The organism is Arthrobacter sp. JSM 101049 (assembly GCF_041679245.1).
Classification (GTDB): Bacteria; Actinomycetota; Actinomycetes; order Actinomycetales; family Micrococcaceae; genus Arthrobacter_H.
This window is the reverse complement of the sequence record NZ_JBGFFC010000002.1, coordinates 345,435-365,875: the sequence shown is the minus strand read 5'-3', so window position 1 is coordinate 365,875 and position 20,441 is coordinate 345,435. Positions and strand designations below refer to the sequence as shown.

The 20,441-nt window shown below is 65.9% G+C and carries 26 protein-coding genes; 16 read left to right on the top strand and 10 right to left on the bottom strand.

The window, feature by feature from the left end; translation table 11 throughout:
- Nucleotides 1–75: 75 nt before the first annotated feature.
- A complete protein-coding gene (locus AB8M85_RS06835) occupies nucleotides 76–417 on the bottom strand; it encodes a VOC family protein (RefSeq protein WP_372698028.1) in 342 nt (113 codons plus the stop codon).
- A gap of 260 nt (nucleotides 418–677) precedes the next feature.
- On the opposite strand from AB8M85_RS06835, the gene AB8M85_RS06830 reads away from it, so the two are divergent.
- Both AB8M85_RS06830 and AB8M85_RS06825 read left to right on the top strand, forming a co-directional pair.
- Nucleotides 678–929 carry a type II toxin-antitoxin system Phd/YefM family antitoxin gene (locus AB8M85_RS06830; protein ID WP_372698027.1) on the top strand — a complete coding sequence of 84 codons (252 nt, stop codon included), beginning with the start codon at nucleotides 678–680 and terminating at the stop codon, nucleotides 927–929.
- Entirely contained in the window at nucleotides 930–1,184 is a 255-nt protein-coding gene (locus tag AB8M85_RS06825; RefSeq protein WP_372698026.1) for a Txe/YoeB family addiction module toxin, read from the top strand.
- A 65-nt stretch (nucleotides 1,185–1,249) separates the two neighbouring features.
- Here the strand turns inward: AB8M85_RS06825 and AB8M85_RS06820 are convergent, their stop codons facing one another.
- Nucleotides 1,250–1,519 carry a hypothetical protein gene (locus AB8M85_RS06820; RefSeq protein WP_372698025.1) on the bottom strand — a complete coding sequence of 90 codons (270 nt, stop codon included), beginning with the start codon at nucleotides 1,517–1,519 and terminating at the stop codon, nucleotides 1,250–1,252.
- A gap of 249 nt (nucleotides 1,520–1,768) precedes the next feature.
- On the opposite strand from AB8M85_RS06820, the gene AB8M85_RS06815 reads away from it, so the two are divergent.
- From AB8M85_RS06815 to AB8M85_RS06805, 3 genes are all read left to right on the top strand, one after another.
- A complete protein-coding gene (locus tag AB8M85_RS06815) occupies nucleotides 1,769–2,050 on the top strand; it encodes a type II toxin-antitoxin system Phd/YefM family antitoxin (RefSeq protein WP_372698024.1) in 282 nt (93 codons plus the stop codon).
- The gene (locus tag AB8M85_RS06810) at nucleotides 2,047–2,457 is read left to right on the top strand and encodes a type II toxin-antitoxin system VapC family toxin (RefSeq protein ID WP_372698023.1); all 411 of its coding nucleotides are present in this window, start codon (nucleotides 2,047–2,049) and stop codon (nucleotides 2,455–2,457) included. Before AB8M85_RS06815 ends, AB8M85_RS06810 begins: the two co-directional genes overlap by 4 nt.
- A 257-nt stretch (nucleotides 2,458–2,714) precedes the next feature.
- Nucleotides 2,715–2,861: a hypothetical protein gene (locus AB8M85_RS06805; protein WP_372698022.1), complete on the top strand. Its 147-nt coding sequence runs from the start codon at nucleotides 2,715–2,717 to the stop codon at nucleotides 2,859–2,861.
- A 24-nt stretch (nucleotides 2,862–2,885) separates the two neighbouring features.
- Here the strand turns inward: AB8M85_RS06805 and AB8M85_RS06800 are convergent, their stop codons facing one another.
- From AB8M85_RS06800 to AB8M85_RS06790, 3 genes are read right to left on the bottom strand one after another with little or no spacing between them, the layout of a single operon-like run.
- Complete coding sequence (locus AB8M85_RS06800) at nucleotides 2,886–3,653, bottom strand: SCO1664 family protein (protein ID WP_372698021.1); 768 nt, start codon at nucleotides 3,651–3,653, stop codon at nucleotides 2,886–2,888.
- Nucleotides 3,653–4,207: a DUF3090 domain-containing protein gene (locus AB8M85_RS06795; RefSeq protein ID WP_372698020.1), complete on the bottom strand. Its 555-nt coding sequence runs from the start codon at nucleotides 4,205–4,207 to the stop codon at nucleotides 3,653–3,655. The genes AB8M85_RS06800 and AB8M85_RS06795 overlap by 1 nt, the downstream gene beginning before the upstream one ends.
- A 24-nt stretch (nucleotides 4,208–4,231) precedes the next feature.
- Nucleotides 4,232–4,924 (bottom strand): histidine phosphatase family protein, encoded by a 693-nt coding sequence (locus AB8M85_RS06790; RefSeq protein ID WP_372698019.1) that lies wholly within the window; start codon nucleotides 4,922–4,924, stop codon nucleotides 4,232–4,234.
- A gap of 282 nt (nucleotides 4,925–5,206) precedes the next feature.
- On the opposite strand from AB8M85_RS06790, the gene AB8M85_RS06785 reads away from it, so the two are divergent.
- Entirely contained in the window at nucleotides 5,207–5,953 is a 747-nt protein-coding gene (locus AB8M85_RS06785) for a WYL domain-containing protein (RefSeq protein WP_372698018.1), read from the top strand.
- Here AB8M85_RS06785 and AB8M85_RS06780 read toward each other — a convergent pair.
- Together AB8M85_RS06780 and AB8M85_RS06775 are read right to left on the bottom strand one after the other, a co-directional pair.
- A complete protein-coding gene (locus tag AB8M85_RS06780) occupies nucleotides 5,930–6,445 on the bottom strand; it encodes a tetratricopeptide repeat protein (RefSeq protein ID WP_372698017.1) in 516 nt (171 codons plus the stop codon). The two genes, AB8M85_RS06785 and AB8M85_RS06780, sit on opposite strands and share 24 nt — an antisense overlap.
- A gap of 117 nt (nucleotides 6,446–6,562) precedes the next feature.
- Nucleotides 6,563–6,943, bottom strand: coding sequence for a hypothetical protein (locus AB8M85_RS06775; RefSeq protein WP_372698016.1), 381 nt, complete (start codon nucleotides 6,941–6,943; stop codon nucleotides 6,563–6,565).
- Nucleotides 6,944–7,038: 95 nt separating this feature from the next.
- Between AB8M85_RS06775 and AB8M85_RS06770 the strand changes: the two genes are divergently transcribed.
- Together AB8M85_RS06770 and AB8M85_RS06765 are read left to right on the top strand one after the other, a co-directional pair.
- Nucleotides 7,039–7,587: a GNAT family N-acetyltransferase gene (locus tag AB8M85_RS06770; protein WP_372698015.1), complete on the top strand. Its 549-nt coding sequence runs from the start codon at nucleotides 7,039–7,041 to the stop codon at nucleotides 7,585–7,587.
- 153 nt (nucleotides 7,588–7,740) lie between these two features.
- Entirely contained in the window at nucleotides 7,741–7,932 is a 192-nt protein-coding gene (locus tag AB8M85_RS06765) for a hypothetical protein (RefSeq protein ID WP_372698014.1), read from the top strand.
- Nucleotides 7,933–8,052: 120 nt separating this feature from the next.
- On the opposite strand, the gene AB8M85_RS06760 is transcribed toward AB8M85_RS06765, so the two are convergent.
- The gene (locus tag AB8M85_RS06760) at nucleotides 8,053–8,562 is read right to left on the bottom strand and encodes a flavin reductase family protein (RefSeq protein ID WP_372698013.1); all 510 of its coding nucleotides are present in this window, start codon (nucleotides 8,560–8,562) and stop codon (nucleotides 8,053–8,055) included.
- The gene (locus AB8M85_RS06755) at nucleotides 8,555–9,319 is read right to left on the bottom strand and encodes a pyrimidine reductase family protein (protein WP_372698012.1); all 765 of its coding nucleotides are present in this window, start codon (nucleotides 9,317–9,319) and stop codon (nucleotides 8,555–8,557) included. The genes AB8M85_RS06760 and AB8M85_RS06755 overlap by 8 nt, the downstream gene beginning before the upstream one ends.
- Nucleotides 9,320–9,486: 167 nt before the next feature.
- On the opposite strand from AB8M85_RS06755, the gene AB8M85_RS06750 reads away from it, so the two are divergent.
- From AB8M85_RS06750 to AB8M85_RS06720, 7 genes are all read left to right on the top strand, one after another.
- Entirely contained in the window at nucleotides 9,487–9,861 is a 375-nt protein-coding gene (locus AB8M85_RS06750) for a nuclear transport factor 2 family protein (protein ID WP_372698011.1), read from the top strand.
- Nucleotides 9,862–9,961: 100 nt separating this feature from the next.
- The gene (locus AB8M85_RS06745) at nucleotides 9,962–10,801 is read left to right on the top strand and encodes an arylamine N-acetyltransferase (protein ID WP_372698010.1); all 840 of its coding nucleotides are present in this window, start codon (nucleotides 9,962–9,964) and stop codon (nucleotides 10,799–10,801) included.
- Nucleotides 10,794–11,408, top strand: coding sequence for a thymidine kinase (locus tag AB8M85_RS06740; RefSeq protein WP_372698009.1), 615 nt, complete (start codon nucleotides 10,794–10,796; stop codon nucleotides 11,406–11,408). The genes AB8M85_RS06745 and AB8M85_RS06740 overlap by 8 nt, the downstream gene beginning before the upstream one ends.
- Before the next feature lie 50 nt (nucleotides 11,409–11,458).
- Entirely contained in the window at nucleotides 11,459–12,382 is a 924-nt protein-coding gene (locus AB8M85_RS06735) for an NADP-dependent oxidoreductase (RefSeq protein WP_372698008.1), read from the top strand.
- 462 nt (nucleotides 12,383–12,844) lie between these two features.
- Nucleotides 12,845–14,629, top strand: coding sequence for an ABC transporter family substrate-binding protein (locus AB8M85_RS06730; protein WP_372698007.1), 1,785 nt, complete (start codon nucleotides 12,845–12,847; stop codon nucleotides 14,627–14,629).
- Between the two features lie 262 nt (nucleotides 14,630–14,891).
- The gene (locus AB8M85_RS06725) at nucleotides 14,892–16,436 is read left to right on the top strand and encodes an ABC transporter permease subunit (protein WP_372698006.1); all 1,545 of its coding nucleotides are present in this window, start codon (nucleotides 14,892–14,894) and stop codon (nucleotides 16,434–16,436) included.
- Nucleotides 16,433–17,578, top strand: coding sequence for an ABC transporter permease (locus tag AB8M85_RS06720; RefSeq protein ID WP_372698005.1), 1,146 nt, complete (start codon nucleotides 16,433–16,435; stop codon nucleotides 17,576–17,578). Before AB8M85_RS06725 ends, AB8M85_RS06720 begins: the two co-directional genes overlap by 4 nt.
- 37 nt (nucleotides 17,579–17,615) lie before the next feature.
- Here AB8M85_RS06720 and AB8M85_RS06715 read toward each other — a convergent pair whose 3' ends face one another.
- The gene (locus AB8M85_RS06715) at nucleotides 17,616–18,251 is read right to left on the bottom strand and encodes a PH domain-containing protein (RefSeq protein ID WP_372698004.1); all 636 of its coding nucleotides are present in this window, start codon (nucleotides 18,249–18,251) and stop codon (nucleotides 17,616–17,618) included.
- A gap of 103 nt (nucleotides 18,252–18,354) precedes the next feature.
- Here AB8M85_RS06715 and AB8M85_RS06710 point away from each other — a divergent pair, with 103 nt between their 5' ends.
- Entirely contained in the window at nucleotides 18,355–20,187 is a 1,833-nt protein-coding gene (locus tag AB8M85_RS06710; RefSeq protein WP_372698003.1) for an ABC transporter ATP-binding protein, read from the top strand.
- Nucleotides 20,188–20,441 lie beyond the last annotated feature (254 nt).

Sequence of the window (20,441 nt, the reverse complement as noted above, 5' to 3'; positions counted from 1 at the left end):
CGTCGACGGGCGGCAGGTCTTCCATCGCCAGGCCGCCATTCGGCACCCAACAGGATTCCATCTGGCGACGATCACTCAGGATGGCTGCACCTCGGAGTAGAAGCTGAGCTTGTTTCCGTCTGGGTCGCGGAAATCGAAATAGTCGACCCCGTCCGGAACATGTTCCAGCGGTCCGGCCTCGACGCCGCAGCTGATCAAGCGTTCCCGTTCGACAGCGGCGTCACCGACTCCGAATCGAGTCACAACCTCGGCCCCGGAGCGCGTCGTCGGCTCTTCGCCGAGCTGTAACCAGAGCGCTCCCAGCCGAAACTCCACCACGCCGCCGGCTGGTGCGAGACCTGGATCCGCCAAGGCGAACACGCGCTGGTACCACTCAATAGAACGTTTCAGGTCGTTCACCGGGAGGCCAACGGTCACGCTTCGCACGTCCATTCGTCTAACGATCTGATGCGAGTGATGGCGAAGTCAAGGGTGGCCCGCGCAATCCACACCGGTGTGCCGGAGTGACACCCAACCGCGGACAAAGCAGCAGTGCATCTCCGGATTCCTGAGGCATGGCCGTCGATCCGGCTGAGATCGTACTGCGACACACATCATTGGGCATGATGGGAATGACCGTCAGCATTGGAGTGGTACCGTAGTGTTGTACCACTTCCGCATGCAAAAGGAGCCTCACCGTGTCCATCAGTGCCAGCGAAGCGCGTAAGACCCTGTTCCCGCTGATCCAGCGCATCAACGACGACCATGACGCCGTGGAAATCGTCTCCCGCGGAGGCAATGCCGTACTGATGCCCGCCACCGAGTACACGGCGTGGCAGGAGACGGCATACCTCTTTCGTTCGCCCGCCAATGCCCGCCGGCTGCTCGACGCCTACGAGCGTGCTCGGACCGGCCAAACCGAGGTGCACGAGCTCGATCGCGAGGACTGAATGCGCCTCGTCTGGGATTCCTCTGCGTGGGAGGACTACAGGCACTGGCAGGCGGCCGATCGACGGATTCTCAAACGGATCAACACGCTCATCGATGCCTGCCTACGCCAGCTATTCGACGGCATCGGGAAGCCGGAGCAGCTCAAATACGGCGCCCAAGGTTCGTGGTCAAGACGCATCACCGACGAACATAGGCTGGTCTACCTTGTTGACGGCGACGACCTTGTCATCCTCCAAGCGCGATACCACTACTGAGCAGGTGGTCTGGCTTATTCGGGCGATGCGATTAAACCCAGTGTAAGCAGCAGCGTCGGCGGTATCTATCCGGCCGGGCGGCCCATCTCCTCGCCCTCGTTGGCGAGTCGCGGCTCATTGCCAGTGAGATCAAGATGAGGCTGCTGCTGGTTATCGCGAAGCATGGCCTCGACGTCACGCTGTAGTTCCTCGATCGTGGTGCCCGCGGGCGCGATCGCCTGCTCGGTGAACGAGAATCTGCCGTCCTCCTCGAGGAAGAGTTCCCTGATCTCCCATGACTCCTCGGAGGATGCTTGGTCGCGGACTCGGCTCGCGACATACCTCCACGTAGTCATGATACGTACCTTATCGAGCCTTGCGGCTGCCGTCACTGAGCTGGTGCAGGCGTTCCCGCACCGTAAACATTATTCGGCTATGGAACGTGCTGGAATTCCGCTTGGAGGTGTAGTCGGGTCACCTGAAAATCGCCGACTCGGACTAACGCGTAGTTGATGGTAGTTCAGGCTGTCCGATGTGCGGTCGCCACGTGTTTCGGCGTGGTGACAACTTCCCGCCCCGCGTCGCACGGGTGCTACGATTCGAGCATGAGCATCGGCGAACCACAGGCGGAGAGCTTGTCACAACGCGAGCTTCGCAACGAGTCCGGCCGCGTGCTCCGCGCGGTGAGCGAGGGCCACTCGTTCATCTTGACCAACAGCGGGGTGCCCGTGGGGCGAATCGTGCCGTTGGATGCGCCCGCAGCCACGCTGCAAATCACCCGGCCCGCCCGTCGCGAGGGTGGCTGGAGGGGGCTGGCCATTGAACGTAAGACCTCGGAGCACAGCCTCAGCGCGATCCTCGACGACGTGCGCGGCGATCGCCTGTGACCAGCCATCCGGTCGTCTACGTCGATACCTCCGCTCTTGGTGCGCTGTTGATCGACCAGCCCGAGAGTCCGGCTGTGCTGGACTGGCTTGACCGGACGCAGGCCACCCTCGTCTCCAGCGACCTGCTCGAGACCGAACTGCGCCGTGTCGCGGTCCGGGAGGAACTCGAACAGTCCGATGTGACTCGTGTCCTCGAAGGTGTCGGACTCGCGGCGCTTGACAGGGCTGTCTACCGCAGCGCGGGCTTCTTGCCGATGCCGTACCTCCGCACGCTCGACGCCCTGCATCTTGAAGCGGCGATGCGACTTGATGCGTCAGCGATCCTCACGTATGACCGCAGGCTTGGTGAAGCTTCCCGAGCCGCAGGGCTCGAAGTGATCGCGCCAGGCTTGACGGAGACTCGCTGAAAAATCTGGATCCAACCGTGGCGCCGTGGTTGAGTTCCCGTTGCGCAGGGGATGCGGCATGTACTGCGAGCGATCAGTGAACCGTTCGCAGGACGGCAGATGAGTCGTGCAGCCCTGAGTCTGCCGCAGGTGGTCTTTAATACGGTGCTCGAGGACTATCTGGGAGCCGCCATCATTGCGCCGCGGCGCGGCGCGGCTTGAGCGACTTCGCTGCGCCGGACGGACGGATGCATAACATTGCCCCGCCCTGCCATCGGATGGACATCAATGCCGTAAACATCGACTGGATACGGCCGGTCATTGAGACCGTCGGTTGCGAGGTGCTGGTCGATCACCCCGAAGAACTCCGCCACCGGCTCGGGACGGCAGCGGCGCGGAAGCTGCACGCGGCGGGTGGCCACTGAAGCCCGATCCGGGTGTGGCTCGAGCTAGAACAGGGGCCACGGAACAGCTGGCATCTCACCCCTCGGGGCTGGAAACCGCCCTGCCGAGAGTAGCCGGGCGCAACGTTCTGCTAGCGACGCGATTTCCTCGGCGCTGAGCAAGTCCGCCAAGTCTCGGCCGAGCCCACCGCGGAGTTCCGCGATGACACGATCTATGCCCTCAAGTTCCTCAGCGCTCAACGAGTCTCCCAGCCATCCCCACAGCACCGTGCGTAGCTTGTGGTCGCGGTGAAAGGTGACCCCATGGTCCACTCCGTGCCGGTCTCCGTTAGTCATGGCAAGAATGTGGTCGCCCTTGCGGTCGGCGTTGTTGACGATAATGTCGAAGACCGTCATGCGTCTGAGCGCCGGCGTGTCTTCGTGGATGAGGGCGACCATCTGTCCGTTCTCATCTTGTCCCTCGAGAACGCGTTTCCAGCCCGTCTCCGGCACCTGATCCGTTGCGACCAGTTGCACCGCGCTGTGGGCGGGATCCGGCTCCTGCCAGAGCTGCACCATCCCTTCGCCCAACGGGCCATCACGCAGCCATGTGTACGGCACGAGGTCCCAGCCGAAGGCTTGCGAGACCAAATACGCCGCCACCTCCCGGTGGGCCAGAAACCCTTGGGGAAAATCCCACAGTGGACTTTCGCCGGCTATCGGCTTGTAGACGACCACCACGTCGCCGATGCTGCCCAGAAATGTTGCATTTGAAGCCGTCGTGATGCGGCCGGTGAGATTCAGTTCAGCGGTCTCGAGGTCCGGTGCTGGCATCAGGCCTCGGGAAGGGTGCAGGTGTGTCCGTCGGCATCAATGGGGTAACCGCAGAGCGGGCACATCGGACGCCCGGCGCCCACGATCTCGCGGGTGCGCTTGGCGAATGCGCGGGCGGTGCCGACCGGCATGCGCACGCGGAGCATTTCGGACTCGTCTGCGCTGTCCGCTTGAAGCCATTCGCCATTGTCGCCAGCATCGATCTCGGCAATGGGGCGGGCCTCGATGACGACCTGGGCGGTCGTGGGGTCCCAGCCGAGGCCCATGGCCCCGGCGCGAAACTGCTCCTGGACAATGTCGAGTTGGTCATTGTCGACAAGTTCAATGGGAGTGCCCGTGGGAACGCTGAAGGGATTGCCCTCGAGGGTGAAGAGTTCGTCGAGGATTTCGTCGATCTTCTCCGCGAGCAGAGCCGACTGCTGCTTCTCGAGGGCGATACTCACGACTTGCGTCCCTGCGCGCACCTGCAGGTAGAAGGTGCGCGCGCCCGGAAGTCCGATGGTGCCAACGACGACCCGGTCGGGCCAGTCAAACTCGTGAACACGTGTAGGCATGCCAGTATTCTAGGCGCAAGTGGTTCATGGCGCCTTATGCCCTGCCCCGCCGCCCACCGGCGCATCGCCGGCTTGAAGGCCTTTCGACACCCATGACAGATCGCCTGCGTCAGTGTTGGTCGCATGGACGCTCGGCCTGCCCGCGCCGTAGTGCACGATCGATGCGGAGGCGGGACCCACGGTGATGCGCTGGAACAGGTCGAGATGCATGCCGAGCGCGTCGGCGAGGATCGACTTGATGACGTCCCCGTGGCTGACCGCTACCCACACGGCCCCTGGACCGTACTCGGATTCGAAGGCCGCGTCGTGGCGGCGGATCGCTGCCACTGCCCGTGCCTGCATCGTGGCCATGGATTCACCGCCGGGAAAGACGACGGCGGAGGGTTGCGACTGCACCATCGGCCACATGTCCTCCTTGGCGAGCTCGCTGAGCGTCCGGCCCTGCCACTGGCCGTAATCGCACTCGTTGATGTCGGGATCGACCGGAGCCTTCGGTGTACCCGTCTGTCGATCGAGGATGAATTGCGCTGTTTCCCGACAACGCTCCAGAGGACTCGACACCACGCCGACGAGGGGAACGACCGCAAGCCTGTCTCCGGTCAGGGCCGCTTGGTCGCGCCCGACCTGGTCCAGGCTGACTCCGTCGGCCCTGCCAGCCAGCAGCCCGGTGGCATTCGCTGTGGTGCGGCCGTGCCGCACGAGGATAACTGTCGCCATCCAGCCAGCCTAACCATCCGGTCGTCCGAGCGTTCTGTTGACGAAGTGCATGAAGGGCCCGACCTGCCCGTCCTCGACGAACGCGGCCGCATCGACAGCGCCGGGTGTCGTCGTCGTCAGGTCGGGGACGCTGACCGCTGGCCCACCCGGTCTGGCCCGCTCACCGGGGACCGGCGCCCCGGGGCTTTCCCTCCGCGGCTTCGTCGGGGAATCGAGCCCGGGCCGCTTCTTCGATCGGGGTGAAGAAGTTGGTCAGATTGCCATCCGGATCCCTGTCGAGCAGTGACCGATTACCCCAGGCAGGTCGGTCGGTGCGTTGACGAACCCGTCGATGACATCCTGGAGAGACTTGTAGGTGCCGTCGACGTCGTCGACGAGGAAGTCCAACATGATACTGCGATTGGCGCGGGCCTCGGCGGTGTGGCCACCGAGCAGCGACACGGGTGGTATCTCATCGCGTTCGATACGGACATCCAAGAAGAACGTACGTTCCGCGTCGATCGGATCCGGACGGCTCGGACAATACCGGGCTCCTTCACCGCGCCACGGCAACTGGACGTGGAAAGCCACCTCCTTGACCACTTCGCTGCTGCGCAGTATCGGTGGCGGGTCGTCTTGCGTATCCGCGCAACCGAGGACCGGATCCGGGCCCATCTACCGCGCAGTGTGGCGCGGCTGGAAAAACTGGACAGCGAGGAAGGGTGGACGGGCGAGGGCATCCCACCCTGGCATCGGGTCGAGATCAATGCCGACAACCTCGACTGGATACGGCCGGTTATTGCCGCCCTCGGCTGCGAAGTGCTGATCGACAACCCCGACGAGCTCCGACACCGGACGCGGGCAGCAGCGGCAAGGCTGCTGCAGGCCGCCGATCCATGGCCAGTGCCGACATATGCGGTCTTCCAGGGGATGCGGCGACACGCCCTGTTTGTCCAGGGCGGCCCCGTCGTCCGCAGCCGTGCGCTCAAGCGCTTCGTGACTCTGCCACCGCGGTTGGAAGCTGGATTACGGCGTCGTCGCTTCGCCTGACGACGCGGGCGCAGTGAGCGCGGCGGCGTAATTGCGCATAGACCGCTGGTACCGGGGCAACGCATCGAGGTGCGCCTCGATGGCTACCTGGAGTGCTTCGTCCTTGCGTCCGGCGCTGTGCAGGGTGAGAGCCAACACGATGCGGGGTGCGGAGCCGGTCGACTCATGGGTGGGGGCTGCCCGCAGGACGGCGAGCGCCTCATCGAGGCGGCCGAGATTGCGCAATGTCGAGCCGTACTGAACGGCGAGCTGTGCATGCCGGGCTTCGTCGAGCCCGAGCCGGAGAGCACGCTCGTACTCTGAGCCGGCCTCGAGCTCGAAGCCCGTCGAGTCGTACATGCCGGCGAGTTCGAAGGCGGCCCTGCCATCGGACGTGGGGCAGGCGTCGGCCAATTCGCGCATCGCTGCGACTCCCTCGCGGCGGTCGAACGAGTCGAAGCGCTCCCACAGATCGGCGACGGACGCTTCCCATTCTTGGACCGTGACGTTCATGGGTCCATCCTGACATGCCTCACATGAAGCCGATGATCCATACGTGGAAGAGGCGGCCTGCTCGGGTGATGCCGGTGCGTCTGGCACTCGGCGCGTATCAGGCGGCGGGCCTCGCCCTCACCGCGCCATCCCGCGCAGGACGGGGTCCAGGGTCGTCTCGGGCGAATCGTTGAAGCAGATCTGGACCCCCGGTTGGAGCCTCGAGACCAGGTTGACGACCCGCTCGAAGACCAGGGTGTACTCACGGGACGTCCGGAGCCCGGCCCCGATTTCGACGACGTCGAAGGCTTCCTGTGCGAAGGAGGCCGCAACCATCGATTCGGCAGCGTCGGCGTCGTCGTGCAGCAGGCAGGCAGTGACCTCGAAACCGGCTCTCCGCAGCGATGCCTCCGCCTCGCCGATGCGGCGGCGCAGCGTGTCCGCGTCCTGGTCCGGCCAGGCGGAGAAGTCGATGACGTCCGGGTCCATCCCGATCTGGAGAACGCGTTCACCAGTCATTCACCCACCATAGCCGCGTCGGGTATCCGTCGGCCGACGACGTGCTCCCGCGAGGAGTAGCCGCTGGCCGGTGCCGCGCTGGCAGGATGGAGGACATGATCCAGATCGACGTTCTCGGGCACGGGGTCCTCGGACCGGCTGCCCTCGCCGCGCTGCGGACGTTTTTCGACGGCGAGTACCTGGACGGCTTCGGACCCTGGGACGCGGACCAGCCATACGGCTACGCGCCGCACCAGGAGCATGTTGTTGCGCGATCGGGCGACGACGTCGTCGCACACGTGGGGTGGGCCCGTCGGGACATCGACGTGGGCGGCACGCCGACGACCATCGGGGGTGTCGGCGGCGTGCTGATCGCCGAGCGGGGGCGCGGCCTGGGCCTGGGCAGCAGGCTCATGGGGCGTGCCGCACAAGCCATGGCGGATTCCGGCGGCATCGACTTCGGATACCTCGGATGCCGCGAGGAGGTCGTGCCGTTCTACGCATCCTGCGGATGGCATCGCGTCCGGGCGCGCGAGCGCTTGGTGGGGCGGGACGGTATCCCCGTCGAGGAGGCACCGGGCCAGCCCCTGCTGGTGTTGCCGGTTGGCAGGGTCTTCGCGGAGTGGCCCGCCGGAACCGTGGACCTGCGGGGCCGCGCCTGGTAGCGGCACCACGCGCTGCCGTCCGCGGCCGGGGGCGCCGTGCGGGGGAGCGCCAGCGCTGGCCGGTGGTAGCCTGCGGACACCAGACCGCCGTTCCCGGCCGGCGTGCCAACCTGGCCGCAGCCGGCTCGGGGCACGAACCGAGGGACCTTCCACATGACGACATTCGCGATCAACAGCTCACAGGACCAGACCGGCGGCTACCAGCGGGTCGTTGAAGCCGCCAGATACAAGCAGGAGGGAGACTACTTCGTGTTCTACGCCGATGCCTCCTTCACCAAAAAGGTGCTGACCGTGAAGGCGGCGCTTGTCTCGACGATCGACACGGAGCACGACAACAAGAAGTGACCGGATCGCCGTCGTGCGCGATGGGGCGGGATCCCGAAAGCCAGGTGCGGTCGATGCAGCGGCGCGAAGCGCAGCGACGGTGTACCGCAGGTCCCGGGCGGTAGACGGGCCGACGGGACATCAGGGCTGGATGGCCCGGTCCTCGCTGTCATGGCCAGGGGTCAGGTGCGCCGCGTCGGACAGGCGCAGGGGCGTAAAGGAATCCCGGCACTGGGACGAGTCGACCCGGCCGGTGAGGCAGACGTGGTCACCACCGTCGTCGAGCATGGCGATCCGCTCCAGCAGGAACCGGTTCGGGCAGGCCGCGAGCAGGGGTACCCCCTGCACAGTGTCCTCGATCTCGACCCCGGAGAACTTGTCGGTATCGTCGCCGGAACGGGTGCCGAAGGCCTCCGCCACCGCCGAGTCCCCGGCGGTGAGGAAGTGGACCGCGAAGTGCCGGGCGCGCAGGCCCACGCGATAGGTGTGGTTGGCCTTCGACAGCCACAGGCAGTAGTGCTGGGGCGAGATGCTGGACTGCGTGTGGAAGCCGACGACGCATCCAGCCCGTTCCCCCTCGGCCACGGTCGTGACGACGACCAGGGCGGAGTCGGCCGACGTCATCAAGGTCCCGAAGGTTCCGTCAAGCATGGACATGGCGTTCTTGCCGGTCCTTCTCGTAGCGGAGGAAGAGCGTGTTCTCTTCCACCAGGGTTCCCTTCAGCGCAAATTCGCTGATCCCGGCGCCGGACGGGGTGAGGCAGACCGGCAACGGGTCCCCGCCCATCATCGGCGAGAGCGACAGGCACAACTCATCGAGGCGGTCCGCGGCGACGAGTTCGCCGAGCCAGGTGGGGCCGCCCTCGCAGAGCACGACGCGGTGCCCCAGATCCGCCAGCGCCTGCATCGCCGTGGCGGGCTCGACGCGGTCCTCGCCGGCGACGATGACCGTGGCGAAGCGTTCGGCCTCGGCGACGCGTTCCGGGTTCGCGGCGGAGCAGGTGATCAGGTGTGTCGGGGCATGGGCCGGGGCGTTGGCGAAGACCGGCGTGGACCAGTCGAACTCCAGGGTCCGGCTGACCACGGCGACGGGTGGGGTCGCTGGCTGGCCAAGCCGCCGGCGCCGTTCGCGGGCCTGTTCGGGGAGTCTGACCGCACCGTAGCCCTCGAGGCGCACCGTTTCGGCACCGACCATCACGATGTCGGCCAGTTCGCGCATGCCGCGGAACAGCGACTGGTCGGACTGGGTGGACAGGGAGCCGACGCGCCCGCCGACGGCGGCCGTTCCGTCGATGCCGGCGACCATGTGCCCCATGACCCAGCACTCGTGCCGGAGGCGGGACCGGTCGACGGCCCGATAGGGGGACAGCGGGTCGGGAACCTGGGCCGCGTGCTCGAGAACCTGCATTCCTTCACCCTAGGGCACGGTGCCCCGTCCCGTCCCGCGATCGGGCGCCCGGTAGGAGGCCCCGGGCCGGCCCGGCGATCCCCGAACGGAGGTTCCCCGAACGGGCGGAAGCCGGTAGCGTGTGCCCCGTCGGGCCGCGATGCCGTTCCGACCACCCGAGGGGGACCGTGGAAGTCATCCTGCCGTCCGGATGCGGCAACGCGCCGCGGGCCGTGATCGTGGCCGACATGGTCTCAGCATGGGCCGCGGGGGAGACAGCCGCCGTGCGCCCCTGGCTCGACGACCATGTGACCTGGACCGTGATGGGCGGCGAGACGCTGCAAGGCCCCGACGCCGTCCTGCGGACCGTCCCGTCGTCCCCACCGGAACGGTTGGAGTTCCTGTCCGTGCTCACGCACGGCCGGATGGCCGCGTGCGACGGTGCCTTGGTCGCGACCGGGCGGCGGGTTGGTTTCTGCCACATGATCCGCTTCACCGGCGCCGCCAGAACCGCACGGATCGCCGACGTGCGCACCTACCTGGAACCCTCCCGCATCGCGTGAGGGCCGCGTCAGCACCGGCGCCGCAGACCGCACCGGGTGAGCCGGGTGGGGGAGCGGATAAGGTGTCGTCAGGATCCGAGCACAATCAGGAGGCGGCACCATGCAGGACCGGGCCCTCACCGGCGCATCATGGCACCAGTCGGAGTTCGACGTCGATGCTTACCTGACGCTGCTGGGCATCAGCCGGGCGCATCCCGGGCTGGAGTTGCTCGAAGCCCTGCACCAGGCCCACGTGAGGACCATCCCGTTCGCCAACGTGGACGTGTTGCTCGGCACGCACCCCGGGGTGGCCCCCGCAGCGGTGCAGCGCCAGCTCGTCGAACGCGGGCGGGGAGGGTACTGCTTCGAACACGCCCAGCTGTTCGCCGCAGCCCTCGAGGACCTCGGCTTCGGGGTCCGCCGCCACCTGGGCCGGGTCCACTCACCGCACGGCACCCGGACGCACATGACCGTGGTCGCCGACGTGGAGGGCGCCAGCTTCCTTTCGGACCCCGGCTTCGGGTTCAGCATCCGCGGCCCCCTTCCCCTGCACGACGGCGCGCGCCGCGACGAGGGCGGCCGGGTCTTCGAGCTGCGTCGCTCGGTCGTCGACGGGGCCGAGCTGTGGGGCGTGTACCGGGACGGCGACCTGCAGCATCTCACCGACATGCTTCCGGTGCAGCCCGTCGACGTGCGCACCGGGCACTTCATCACGTCCACCGCAGCCGGATCCGGGCGATTCCTGCGCAACCTGGTCGCCTCTCGCTTCACCGATGACGGCCACGTCACCATCACCGAGGCCACCCGGACGGTCCGGGTCCCCGGGCATCCGACGCTCCACGAGCAGGTCACCGCCGGGCAAGCCGTGGACCTGGTGCGCGACCTGGGCATCAGGTTGGTGGACGATGAACCCCAGCGGCTGCGCCAGGTGCTCGAGGGTCTGCGTGGAGCCCATGCCTGAGCCCGACGGGGGACCCGTCCACCGGGCGACGACCCGACAGCAAGCCCGCCTCCAGGTGATCAGCGGACCGATGTTCGCGGGCAAATCCGAGGAGCTGCTCCGACGGGTACGCCGGGCCCGGCTGGCGGGCCTGGCTCTGGAGGTCGTCAACCACGCGCTCGACGAGCGCACCGGACACCACCTGGTCGCCTCCCATGCGGGCTTGAGCATCCCTTCGCGAGCCCTGTCCGAGGCCACGGCGATCGCTACGCTCGCCGGCTCCCGATCCCTTGATCTGGTGACGATCGACGAGGCGCAGTTCTTCGGGCCAGGACTCGTCCCGGTCGTGACGGCACTTGTGGCAGCGGGGACGACGGTGGCCGTGGCCGGGTTGTCGGTGACCCTGGACGGCCGGCCCTTCGAACCGCTGCCGGAGCTCATGGCCCTGGCGGAGGACGTCACCAAGCTGACAGCGGTGTGCACGGTCTGCGGTGCCGACGCGGCGTTCCACCAGCGGATGGTCCCCGGGCCCGCCGGCGACGTGCTCCTGCCGACGGCCGAACACATCGGCGGCGCCGACGCCTACCAGGCCAGATGCCGCCGGCACTTCCAGCCTTCGCGGCCCTGAAGGCAGGAGGGTTCCGGAATAACCGAGGCCGACCGGCGGTTGCGGTCACCATGCGAGCGATGACCTACGGCACCTACGGTGGAAACGACGTCCTGGAGCTCACGGAGCTGCCACGCCCCAAGGTCGGGCCGGGGGAGGTGCGGATACGCGTCACGCGCGCCTCGGTCAATCCCGTGGACTGGAAGGTGATGTCCGGCGGCCTTGACGGCCTGATGGATGCGCACTTCCCCGTGATCCCGGGGTGGGACGTGGCGGGAACTGTCGACGAGGTCGGCCCCGATGCCCCCGAATTCAGCGTGGGGGAGCGGGTAGCCGCTTATGCCCGCAAGCAGGTGGTCGCGGCCGGGACTTTCGCCGAGTACGTGACGGTCTACGCCAACGACGTGGCCCGCGTGCCCGAGGCCGTCCCCGACGACGTCGCCGCCGCACTGCCGCTGACGGGGCTGACGGCACTGCGCAGCATGGAGACGCTCGAGGTCCGGCCCGGCGACCGGGTCCTGCTCCATGGCGCCTCCGGAGGCGTGGGGGCCATGGCCACACAGCTGGCCGTCTGCACCGGCGCCCACGTCGTGGGTACCGCGTCAGCCCGGAACCACGAGAAGCTCTCCGCCCTGGGCGCGACGCCGGTCGTGTACGGCGACGGGCTGGAGGAGCGGCTGCAGGACATCGCCCCCGACGGGTTCGACGCCGTGGCGGACTTCGCCGGCGGCGTCCTGGAGACGACGCTGGCCGTCCTGCGCCCCGACGGCCGGCACGTCTCCATCGCCGACCCGGCGGTCACCGCTTCCGGCGGGCGCTGGCTGTGGGTCCGGCCCGACGGCCCGCGGTTGTCCGGATTGCTCGCCCGCGTCGCCGACGGCGGCCTCGTGGTCGACATCGACCGCACCTTCGACCTCGCGGACCTCGCAGAGGCCTTCGCGGCCAGCCAAGATGGCAGTGCACGGGGAAAGCTCGTCTTGCGCATCGCCGACTAGCACTCGCCACCGAGCCGGAATGAGGGGGACTCAGGGCCCAGCTTCCTCTTCACGACGTGGGCGCGGCGCAGCGTAACACTCGTGCCTGGAGCCGGTTCCACCCCGGCCAGTGTGACAACGACGGGGCGGCCCCCCGAAGACACGCCCGGAGTGGTTGGGAAAAATTACATTCCTCGCCCAGATCCCTGCCGGGGCGGTGTCGAGTAGTTGACACTTGTCAATGTGAAGCAAATCCTTGATTTCGCGCGGTAAAAACGGCTGCCAACACCTACGAGCGGAAAATGTGATGGATCTCTCCTAAAGTTGCGACTCCATAACGACGGATTCTGAAGCGAGATTTTTATATCCAAGAGAGCGGTCAGCAGTCTAAGGTTTCTCTATGTGAGGCGGGCCACGCGCCAGTGGCATCGTCACAGTCAAGTGCAGAGCTCGGCTGGAGAACACCTAACACAAGGAGGCGGAATGCGTTTCACGCGTATTTCCAAGGCTGTCGCGATCGGCGCGACCGCCGCCCTGGCATTGAGCGCTTGCGCTGCCAATACGGGCACCAATGAATCGTCGTCCGCCGGCAGTGGAGAAGCCGGCAATGGTGGCGAGGTCCGCGTCGTCGAGGTGAACGCGTTCAGCTCGTTCAACGACGATACCGCCAAGGGCAACGTGGACATCAACTCCAAGATTGCCTACGCGACCCACTCGAGCTTCAACTACATCGACAACAACCTCAAGGTCGTCAAGAACGAGAAGTTCGGCAAGTACGAGGTCCTCTCGGAAGACCCGCTCACCGTCAAGTACACCATCAATGAAGGTGTCAAGTGGTCCGACGGTGAAGCCGTCGACGCCGACGACATGGTCTTCGCCTGGGCCATTGAATCCGGACGATTCAACGACGCAAAGGCCAACGATGACGGCGAAGTCGTCAGCGGCACGAACTACTTCGACTACGCCGGCGACACCTCCGGCCTGGCGCTGACCGACGTCCCGGAGATCGGTGACGACAACCGCTCGATCACGCTGACGTACTCCAAGCCGTTCGCCGACTGGGAGATCTCGTTCGATGTGTTGACTGCGGCGCACGTGGCCGCCGAGAAGGCGGGCATGAGCCAGGAGGACCTGACCAAGCTCCTCACGACGCTGCCCAAGGGCGATCCGGAGAACCCGGTCAAGCCCAACGCCGACCTGAAGAAGGTTGCCGACTTCTGGAATACCGGCTACGACACCAAGTCGCTGCCGACCGACAAGTCGCTGTATCTTTCCAATGGCCCGTTCATCGTGGACAAGATCGTCCCGAACCAGTCCATGACCCTGGTCCGGAACGAGGACTACAACTGGGGACCCATGCCGAAGGTCGATTCGATCGTCGTCCGCTACATCGGCGAGTCCCCCGCACAGGTCCAGGCGCTGAAGAACGGCGAGGTGGACATCATCGCCCCGCAGGCCTCCGCCGATACGCTCGAGCAGCTCGAGGCCCTGGGCGACCAGGTCGTCGTCGAGAAGGGCGAGCAGCTGGCCTACGACCACATCGACCTGAATTACACCGGTGTGTTCGAGGACGCCGATGTCCGCGAGGCGTTCATGAAGACCGTTCCGCGCCAGCAGATCGTCGACACGATCATCAAGAAGCTGGATCCCGAGGCCAAGCCGCTCGATTCCCAGCTCTTCGTGCCCGCGAACGACGGCTACGAGGAATCCGCCAAGAACAACGGCTCGGCCAACTACCAGGCCGCCGACATCGATGCGGCTAAGAAGCTGCTGGACGGCAAGACGCCGACGGTCCGGATCATGTACAACAAGGACAACCCGAACCGTTCGGATTCCTACTCGCTCATCGCGGCCTCGGCCAAGAAGGCCGGATTCAAGGTCGTCGACGGCGGCCTGGGTGCCTCCGAGTGGGGCGGCGCCCTGGGCACGGGCACCTACGACGCGACCATCTTTGGGTGGATCTCCTCGGGCGTTGGCGTGACCGGCGTGCCGCAGATCTTCGGAACCGGTTCGGCGTCGAACTTCAACGACTTCTCCAGCAAGGAAGCAGATGCCTTGATGGACGAGTTGATCGTCACGACCGATCCTGCGAAGCAGACCGAACTCCAGATCAAGATCGACAAGCTGATCTGGGATTCCTACTACGGCCTGCCGCTGTTCCAGTCGGTCGGCGTCGAGGCCCACTCCTCGGATGTCGAAGGCGTGAAGTACATGTCCAACCAGACCGGTGTCTGGTGGAACTTCTGGGAATGGAACCTGAAGAAGTAGCTACACCGGGTAACCGGACGTAGATGCCCTGAAGCGCCGGGACCAAGCTTCGCGGTCCCGGCGCTTCATTGCGCCAGCCATCAACGCGGCGGATGGGCGGCGACCGATTGGTTCGGACACGTTCCGATCCGCATTGTTCCTTGACGGGGCCACTGGAAGTGATTGGGAGTTCCCTGCTTCCCGGGTGCTGTGAGGTGAACTACACTTCAGCGAAAGTACTGCCGGGTGATCCCCGGGATCTTCTAACAAGAGGCTAATTTTCATGGTGACCTACATCATTCGGCGGCTCGTCACCGCCGTGCTCATCCTTCTGGGCGCCTCGTTCGTCGTCTACCAGCTCACGGCAGCCGCCGGCGACCCGCTGCAGGACCTGCGCCAGAGTAATGCTCCGAACAAGGAACAACTGATCCAGCAGCGGGTTGCCTTGCTGGATCTGGGCACCCCACCGCCGCTGCGTTATTTCAAGTGGCTCGGGGGCGCAGCACAGTGCGTGGTGCCCTTCGTGGGCAAGTGCGATCTCGGGCTGGCCATCAACGGGGAACCCGTCGTCGACGCGCTCGGACGGGCCATGGGGCAGACGATCCTGCTCATCACGGCCGCAACCGTGCTCGCCATCGTCATCGGCATCGCCCTGGGCATCCTCACCGCGCTGCGCCAGTACAGCACCCTGGACTACTCCGTTACCTTCATGGCCTTCCTCTTCTTCTCCCTGCCGATCTTCTGGCTGGCCGTGCTGCTGAAGGAATTCGGGGCGATCGGCTTCAACGACTTCCTCAGGAATCCCGTCTTCAGCCCGACCAGCGTGATCATCACTGCGATCTGCATGGGCATCGTTGTCGTGCTCTTCATGGGAGGGAACTTCATCCAACGCGGTATCGGGTTCGTCATCGGGGCCGCCGTGACCGCCGGACTCATGGTTGCCCTGTCCGTGACGGGCTGGTTCAGCCACCCCGGACTCGGCCCGATCCTGATCGTCGTCTTCGGACTCGGCGTTGCCTACCTGGCAACCCAGCTGACCGCCGGCGTCCGGAACCGCAAGGCACTGTACTCCTCGCTGATCATGGTGCCCGTCGGGCTCATCGCCTACTACGTCCTGAATCCCATGTTCGGCAACATCACCGGTTGGGGAATGCTTGGCCTGGCCGTGGTCACCATCCTGGTCGGTTGCGCCGTCGGCTGGCTCATGGGCGGCTTCGATCGGGGGCAGTCCATGCGGGCCGCCGCGCTGAGCGCCTTTTTCGTCGGCGGACTGGTCATGCTCGACCGCTTCATGGTCGAGTGGCCCAACTACTTCAACAACGGCCGCATCCGCGGCCGCCCCATTGCGACGATCGGGTCCTCGACGCCGAACCTCGAGGGCAACTGGTGGATCCACAACCTGGACAACTTCACCCACCTGCTCCTGCCCACCATCGCGCTGCTGCTGGTATCCCTGGCCAGCTACTCACGGTATTCCCGAGCCTCGATGCTCGAGATCATGCAGATGGACTACATCCGCACGGCCCGCGCCAAGGGCCTGTCCGAGCGGACGGTCGTCATGCGCCATGCGTTCCGGAATGCGCTGATCCCGCTCGCGACGCTGGTGGCCTTCGACATCGGCGGCCTCATTGGCGGTGCGGTCATCACCGAACGCGTGTTCGCGTTCACCGGCATGGGCAACCTCTTCGTTGCCTCGCTGCTGCCGATCCCCGACCCCAACCCCGTCATGGGCGTCTTCCTGATCACCGGCCTACTGGCCCTGGTATTCAACCTGGTCGCCGACCTGGCCTATTCCGTACTCGATCCACGCGTAAGGGTTAAAGCATGACTACGCCCAATCCAGCCACCCCCTCCGGGCAGATCCCCGAGGACCTCGAACCAGACGACCTCGACCCCGAGGTCATCCCCGACGAGGTCAAGGGGCTGTCCCAGAACGCCATCGTCCGCAAGCGCTTCATCGGCAACACGCCCGCCGTCGTCTCGATTTTCGTCTTCGTCCTGATCGCGCTGCTGGCCTTCACCTCGATCGGCTTCATCGGCATCCCCGGGTGGTGGCACTACAACTACGAGCAGTTCACCACCCAGGTCAATGGCGGGCGCCCCACATTCGTGAACCTGTTCAACTGGGGTGACCACCCCTTCGGACAGGACCGCATCGGTCGCGACTACTTTGCGATGACCATGCGCGGGACACAGCAGTCGATCATCATCATGTTCGTGATCGGTGCGGTCGGAGGATTCATCGGCGTCGTCGTCGGCGCCGTTTCCGGCTACTTCCGCGGCTGGATCGAAGCGGTCCTCATGCGCATCGTGGACATCATCATCATCATCCCCCTGCTGATCCTGGCTGCGGTCCTCGGGCGCATCGCCGGCACCAGCGTCAGCGGCAACATGGCCACCATCGTCCTGGGGCTGTTCATCGGCGTCATCATCTGGACGGGTCTGTCCCGACTGGTCCGCGGTGAGTTCCTCACACTGCGCGAACGCGAATTCGTCGATGCCGCACACATCGCGGGGGCCTCGAACACCCGCATCATGTTCAAGCACATCCTGCCCAACGCCGTGGGCACCATCATCGTCAACGTCACCTTGTTGATGGCCTCAGCCATCCTCCTGGAAACGGCCCTGTCGTTCCTCGGGCTCGGCGTCCGGCCGCCGGACGTCTCGCTGGGATCGCTGATCTCCGATAACCAGGAGGCCTTCAGCACCCGGCCGTGGTTGTTCTGGTTCCCGGGCCTGTTCATCGTGGCGATCTGCTTGTCCATCAACTTCATCGGGGATGGATTGCGCGACGCCTACGATCCGCGGCAGAAGAAGTTCAACGCCAAGAAGGCCAAGGACCGCGGACTCCACGGCTCGACGGTTGCGGACTCGGCATCAGCAGCGGCGATCGCCGAACGTACCAACGGCGAAGTCGACCGCACGGACGACGATGGCAGCCCGGGCGAGGGCCCGTCACATCGTGCCTGAGCGGCCCGGGCGGGGCCGAAGCCACCCCGGGCTGGGATCAGACCAGGACCGCAGGCAGCGAAAGGCTCAAGGCCAGAAGGGCAAGGAGGATACCGATATGGAGCCAGTGAACATTCCGCTTCGCCTTGGCGTTCTCCGTCGCCTCGACGTCCAGGGCGCCGGTTTCGGCCAGGCGTTCCAACCGCCCGCGCACGACCGAGGCCACGACGCCCGAATCGCTGCTGCGCTGGTCCCCGGGCCGGATGCTCTTGTAGCGGGTACCGGAGCTGTCGCGACTTTCGGACTTTGCCGACCGGCGGGCGTCGCGCAGCGCCGTCACCACCCCTGGGGCCGGTGCCGCCCACGCAGCGTATCGACGCTTGGGCGTCACCAGCGTCATGGCGTATTTGGTGTCCACCAGGATGATCGCGGACCACGGAACGAGCAGGGTCTGCAGGGGATTGACCAGCGTAACGCCCTCGTCGTGGATGTCCACCCGGGGCAGCCAGAACATCAGCCACGCCACATAGCCGACCACAACCAGTGGCAGGCATGCCGGCCAGGAGTGCAGGCCGCCGGTCACCAGGATGGCCACCGCGCCGATAGCAGCGAGGACGACCAGGACCACGGCCAGGATGCGCGGACCGCGCGGGCTGAACGAGTAGTCCCGGGAAGTCTGAGGTGCAGAAGTCATAACCCCCATAGTTTCAGGATTGGCGGCCGTGAAGTAATCGACGCCACAAGCGTCGCCGGCCGCCGCCTGCCCGAGCTCACCGCCGGAAGGAAATGAGAACCAGATGAGCAAGAAGAACCTCCCCGAAACGGATGCCATGCCAGGCGGAAACCAGCCCGTCCTGGAGGTCAACAACCTCTCGGTGGATTTCGGCGTCGACAAGGAATGGGTCCCCGCTGCCATCGACCTCAGCTACTACGTCAATGCCGGCGAGGTCCTGGCGATCGTCGGCGAGTCCGGATCCGGGAAATCCGCCAGTTCCATGGCACTGCTGGGCCTGCTGCCGTCCAACAGCCGCGTCCGGGGCGAGGTCAGGCTTAATGGGAAATCGATACTGGGGCTGTCGGACTCCAAGATGCGACAGGTTCGCGGCAACGACGTCGCGGTCATCTTCCAGGAGCCGATGACCGCCTTGAACCCCGTCTACACGGTCGGATTCCAGATCATGGAGACGCTGCGCTTGCACAACCCCATCTCCCCGGCGCAGGCCGAGAAGCGGGCACTGGAGATGCTCGAACTCGTCGAGCTCCCGGACCCCGCTAAGGCGTTCAAGTCCTACCCCCACCAGCTCTCCGGCGGCCAACGCCAGCGCGCCATGATTGCCCAGTCGCTCTCGTGCGACCCCAAGCTGCTCATCGCCGACGAACCGACCACGGCCCTGGACGTGACCGTCCAGGCGGAGATCCTGGACCTGATGCGCAACTTGCGCAACAAGCTGAACTCCGCCATCGTGCTCATCACACACGACATGGGGGTCGTTGCCGACCTCTCGGATCGCATCGCGGTCATGCGGCAGGGACGGATCGTCGAGCACGGGACCGCCCGGGAGATCTTCAACGAACCAAAGCACCCCTACACCCAGGCCCTCCTGGCAGCCGTGCCGAAACTCGGCACCGGAGACGACCAGGAATCCGGCGTGGACGTTTCGGCGGCCGTCGCCGCTGCAACCGGAGTCGACCTCGATTCGGTCGATGACGAGACCCTCGAAATCCGCGAACGCGCACTCGAGGCCGAAGCCGAGGAAGCCAGCCGTCGAATGGCGATGCGCGACGAACGCAAGCTGGTCCTTGAGCTCAAGGACGTGGCCATCGAGTACCCGAAGCAGGGGCGGGTGCCGGCCTTCCGTGCAGTCGAAGATGCGAACCTGACCGTCCACCAGGGGCAGGTCGTCGGCCTGGTCGGGGAATCGGGATCCGGTAAGACCACCATTGGCCGAGCCGCCGTGGGCCTGCTGCCCGTGGCCGAAGGTTCGCTGAAGGTCAACGGAACCGAGCTCTTCGGACTCAAGCCGACGTCCAAGGAACTCTTCAATGTCCGTCGGCAAATCGGCATGGTCTTCCAGGACCCGTCGAGCTCGTTGAACCCCCGTCTTCCCATCGGCGAGTCCATCGGCGAACCGATGTTCCTGGCCAAGGTGGCCAAGGGGGCCGCGCTGCAGAAGAAGATCGAGACATTGCTGGACCAGGTCGAGCTGCCGCGCAACTACCGCAACCGCTACCCCCACGAGCTCTCCGGCGGGCAGAAGCAGCGCGTCGGCATCGCCAGGGCCCTGTCGTTGGAGCCCCAGCTCATGGTCGCGGACGAACCCACCTCCGCATTGGACGTCTCCGTGCAGGCCAAGGTGCTGGACCTGTTCCAGAACCTGCAGGCCGAGATGGGCTTCGCCTGCCTGTTCGTCACCCATGACCTGGGGGTCATCGACGTGCTCTCCGACCACATCGTGGTGATGCGCAACGGGCAGATCGTCGAACAGGGCAGCCGCGACGACATCCTGCGGCGCCCGAAGGACCACTACACGCAACGTCTCATGGCAGCCGTCCCGGTTCCCGATCCCGATGCACAACGCGAGCGTCGTGAGCTGCGTGCACGGTTGCTGGCGGACACGGAGGCTTCCTGACCCGCGGCCAGGTGATGCCGGGGCGAGTGCCCCCACTCCCGGACCTTGCCGCGCCCGGATCCGCCCGGCGGCCGGGTCCGCCCGGCGGCCGGGACGCCGGGGACCAGCGTGCCCGGGGCCGACCCGCATGTGATGTGCCTCTCCGGGGGCAGCGGTGAACGCGCTGGTATGCAGACATGCGTGCGCTGGGAGCGAGGGGCGGCGGCCCATCCGGTTGGGGCTATTTTTCATCACGGTCTAGACTGGTCTCTTGG

Bases quoted from the DNA above. Each gene is read 5' to 3' on its own strand.
- AB8M85_RS06825 (WP_372698026.1), top strand. From the start codon at position 930: ATGCGCCTCGTCTGGGATTCCTCTGCGTGGGAGGACTACAGGCACTGG.
- AB8M85_RS06820 (WP_372698025.1), bottom strand. From the start codon at position 1,519: ATGACTACGTGGAGGTATGTCGCGAGCCGAGTCCGCGACCAAGCATCC.
- AB8M85_RS06815 (WP_372698024.1), top strand. From the start codon at position 1,769: ATGAGCATCGGCGAACCACAGGCGGAGAGCTTGTCACAACGCGAGCTT.
- AB8M85_RS06805 (WP_372698022.1), top strand. From the start codon at position 2,715: ATGGACATCAATGCCGTAAACATCGACTGGATACGGCCGGTCATTGAG.
- AB8M85_RS06800 (WP_372698021.1), bottom strand. From the start codon at position 3,653: ATGCCAGCACCGGACCTCGAGACCGCTGAACTGAATCTCACCGGCCGC.
- AB8M85_RS06795 (WP_372698020.1), bottom strand. From the start codon at position 4,207: ATGCCTACACGTGTTCACGAGTTTGACTGGCCCGACCGGGTCGTCGTT.
- AB8M85_RS06790 (WP_372698019.1), bottom strand. From the start codon at position 4,924: ATGGCGACAGTTATCCTCGTGCGGCACGGCCGCACCACAGCGAATGCC.
- AB8M85_RS06780 (WP_372698017.1), bottom strand. From the start codon at position 6,445: ATGAACGTCACGGTCCAAGAATGGGAAGCGTCCGTCGCCGATCTGTGG.
- AB8M85_RS06775 (WP_372698016.1), bottom strand. From the start codon at position 6,943: ATGACTGGTGAACGCGTTCTCCAGATCGGGATGGACCCGGACGTCATC.
- AB8M85_RS06770 (WP_372698015.1), top strand. From the start codon at position 7,039: ATGATCCAGATCGACGTTCTCGGGCACGGGGTCCTCGGACCGGCTGCC.
- AB8M85_RS06765 (WP_372698014.1), top strand. From the start codon at position 7,741: ATGACGACATTCGCGATCAACAGCTCACAGGACCAGACCGGCGGCTAC.
- AB8M85_RS06760 (WP_372698013.1), bottom strand. From the start codon at position 8,562: ATGCTTGACGGAACCTTCGGGACCTTGATGACGTCGGCCGACTCCGCC.
- AB8M85_RS06755 (WP_372698012.1), bottom strand. From the start codon at position 9,319: ATGCAGGTTCTCGAGCACGCGGCCCAGGTTCCCGACCCGCTGTCCCCC.
- AB8M85_RS06745 (WP_372698010.1), top strand. From the start codon at position 9,962: ATGCAGGACCGGGCCCTCACCGGCGCATCATGGCACCAGTCGGAGTTC.
- AB8M85_RS06740 (WP_372698009.1), top strand. From the start codon at position 10,794: ATGCCTGAGCCCGACGGGGGACCCGTCCACCGGGCGACGACCCGACAG.
- AB8M85_RS06735 (WP_372698008.1), top strand. From the start codon at position 11,459: ATGCGAGCGATGACCTACGGCACCTACGGTGGAAACGACGTCCTGGAG.
- AB8M85_RS06730 (WP_372698007.1), top strand. From the start codon at position 12,845: ATGCGTTTCACGCGTATTTCCAAGGCTGTCGCGATCGGCGCGACCGCC.
- AB8M85_RS06725 (WP_372698006.1), top strand. From the start codon at position 14,892: ATGGTGACCTACATCATTCGGCGGCTCGTCACCGCCGTGCTCATCCTT.
- AB8M85_RS06720 (WP_372698005.1), top strand. From the start codon at position 16,433: ATGACTACGCCCAATCCAGCCACCCCCTCCGGGCAGATCCCCGAGGAC.
- AB8M85_RS06715 (WP_372698004.1), bottom strand. From the start codon at position 18,251: ATGACTTCTGCACCTCAGACTTCCCGGGACTACTCGTTCAGCCCGCGC.
- AB8M85_RS06710 (WP_372698003.1), top strand. From the start codon at position 18,355: ATGAGCAAGAAGAACCTCCCCGAAACGGATGCCATGCCAGGCGGAAAC.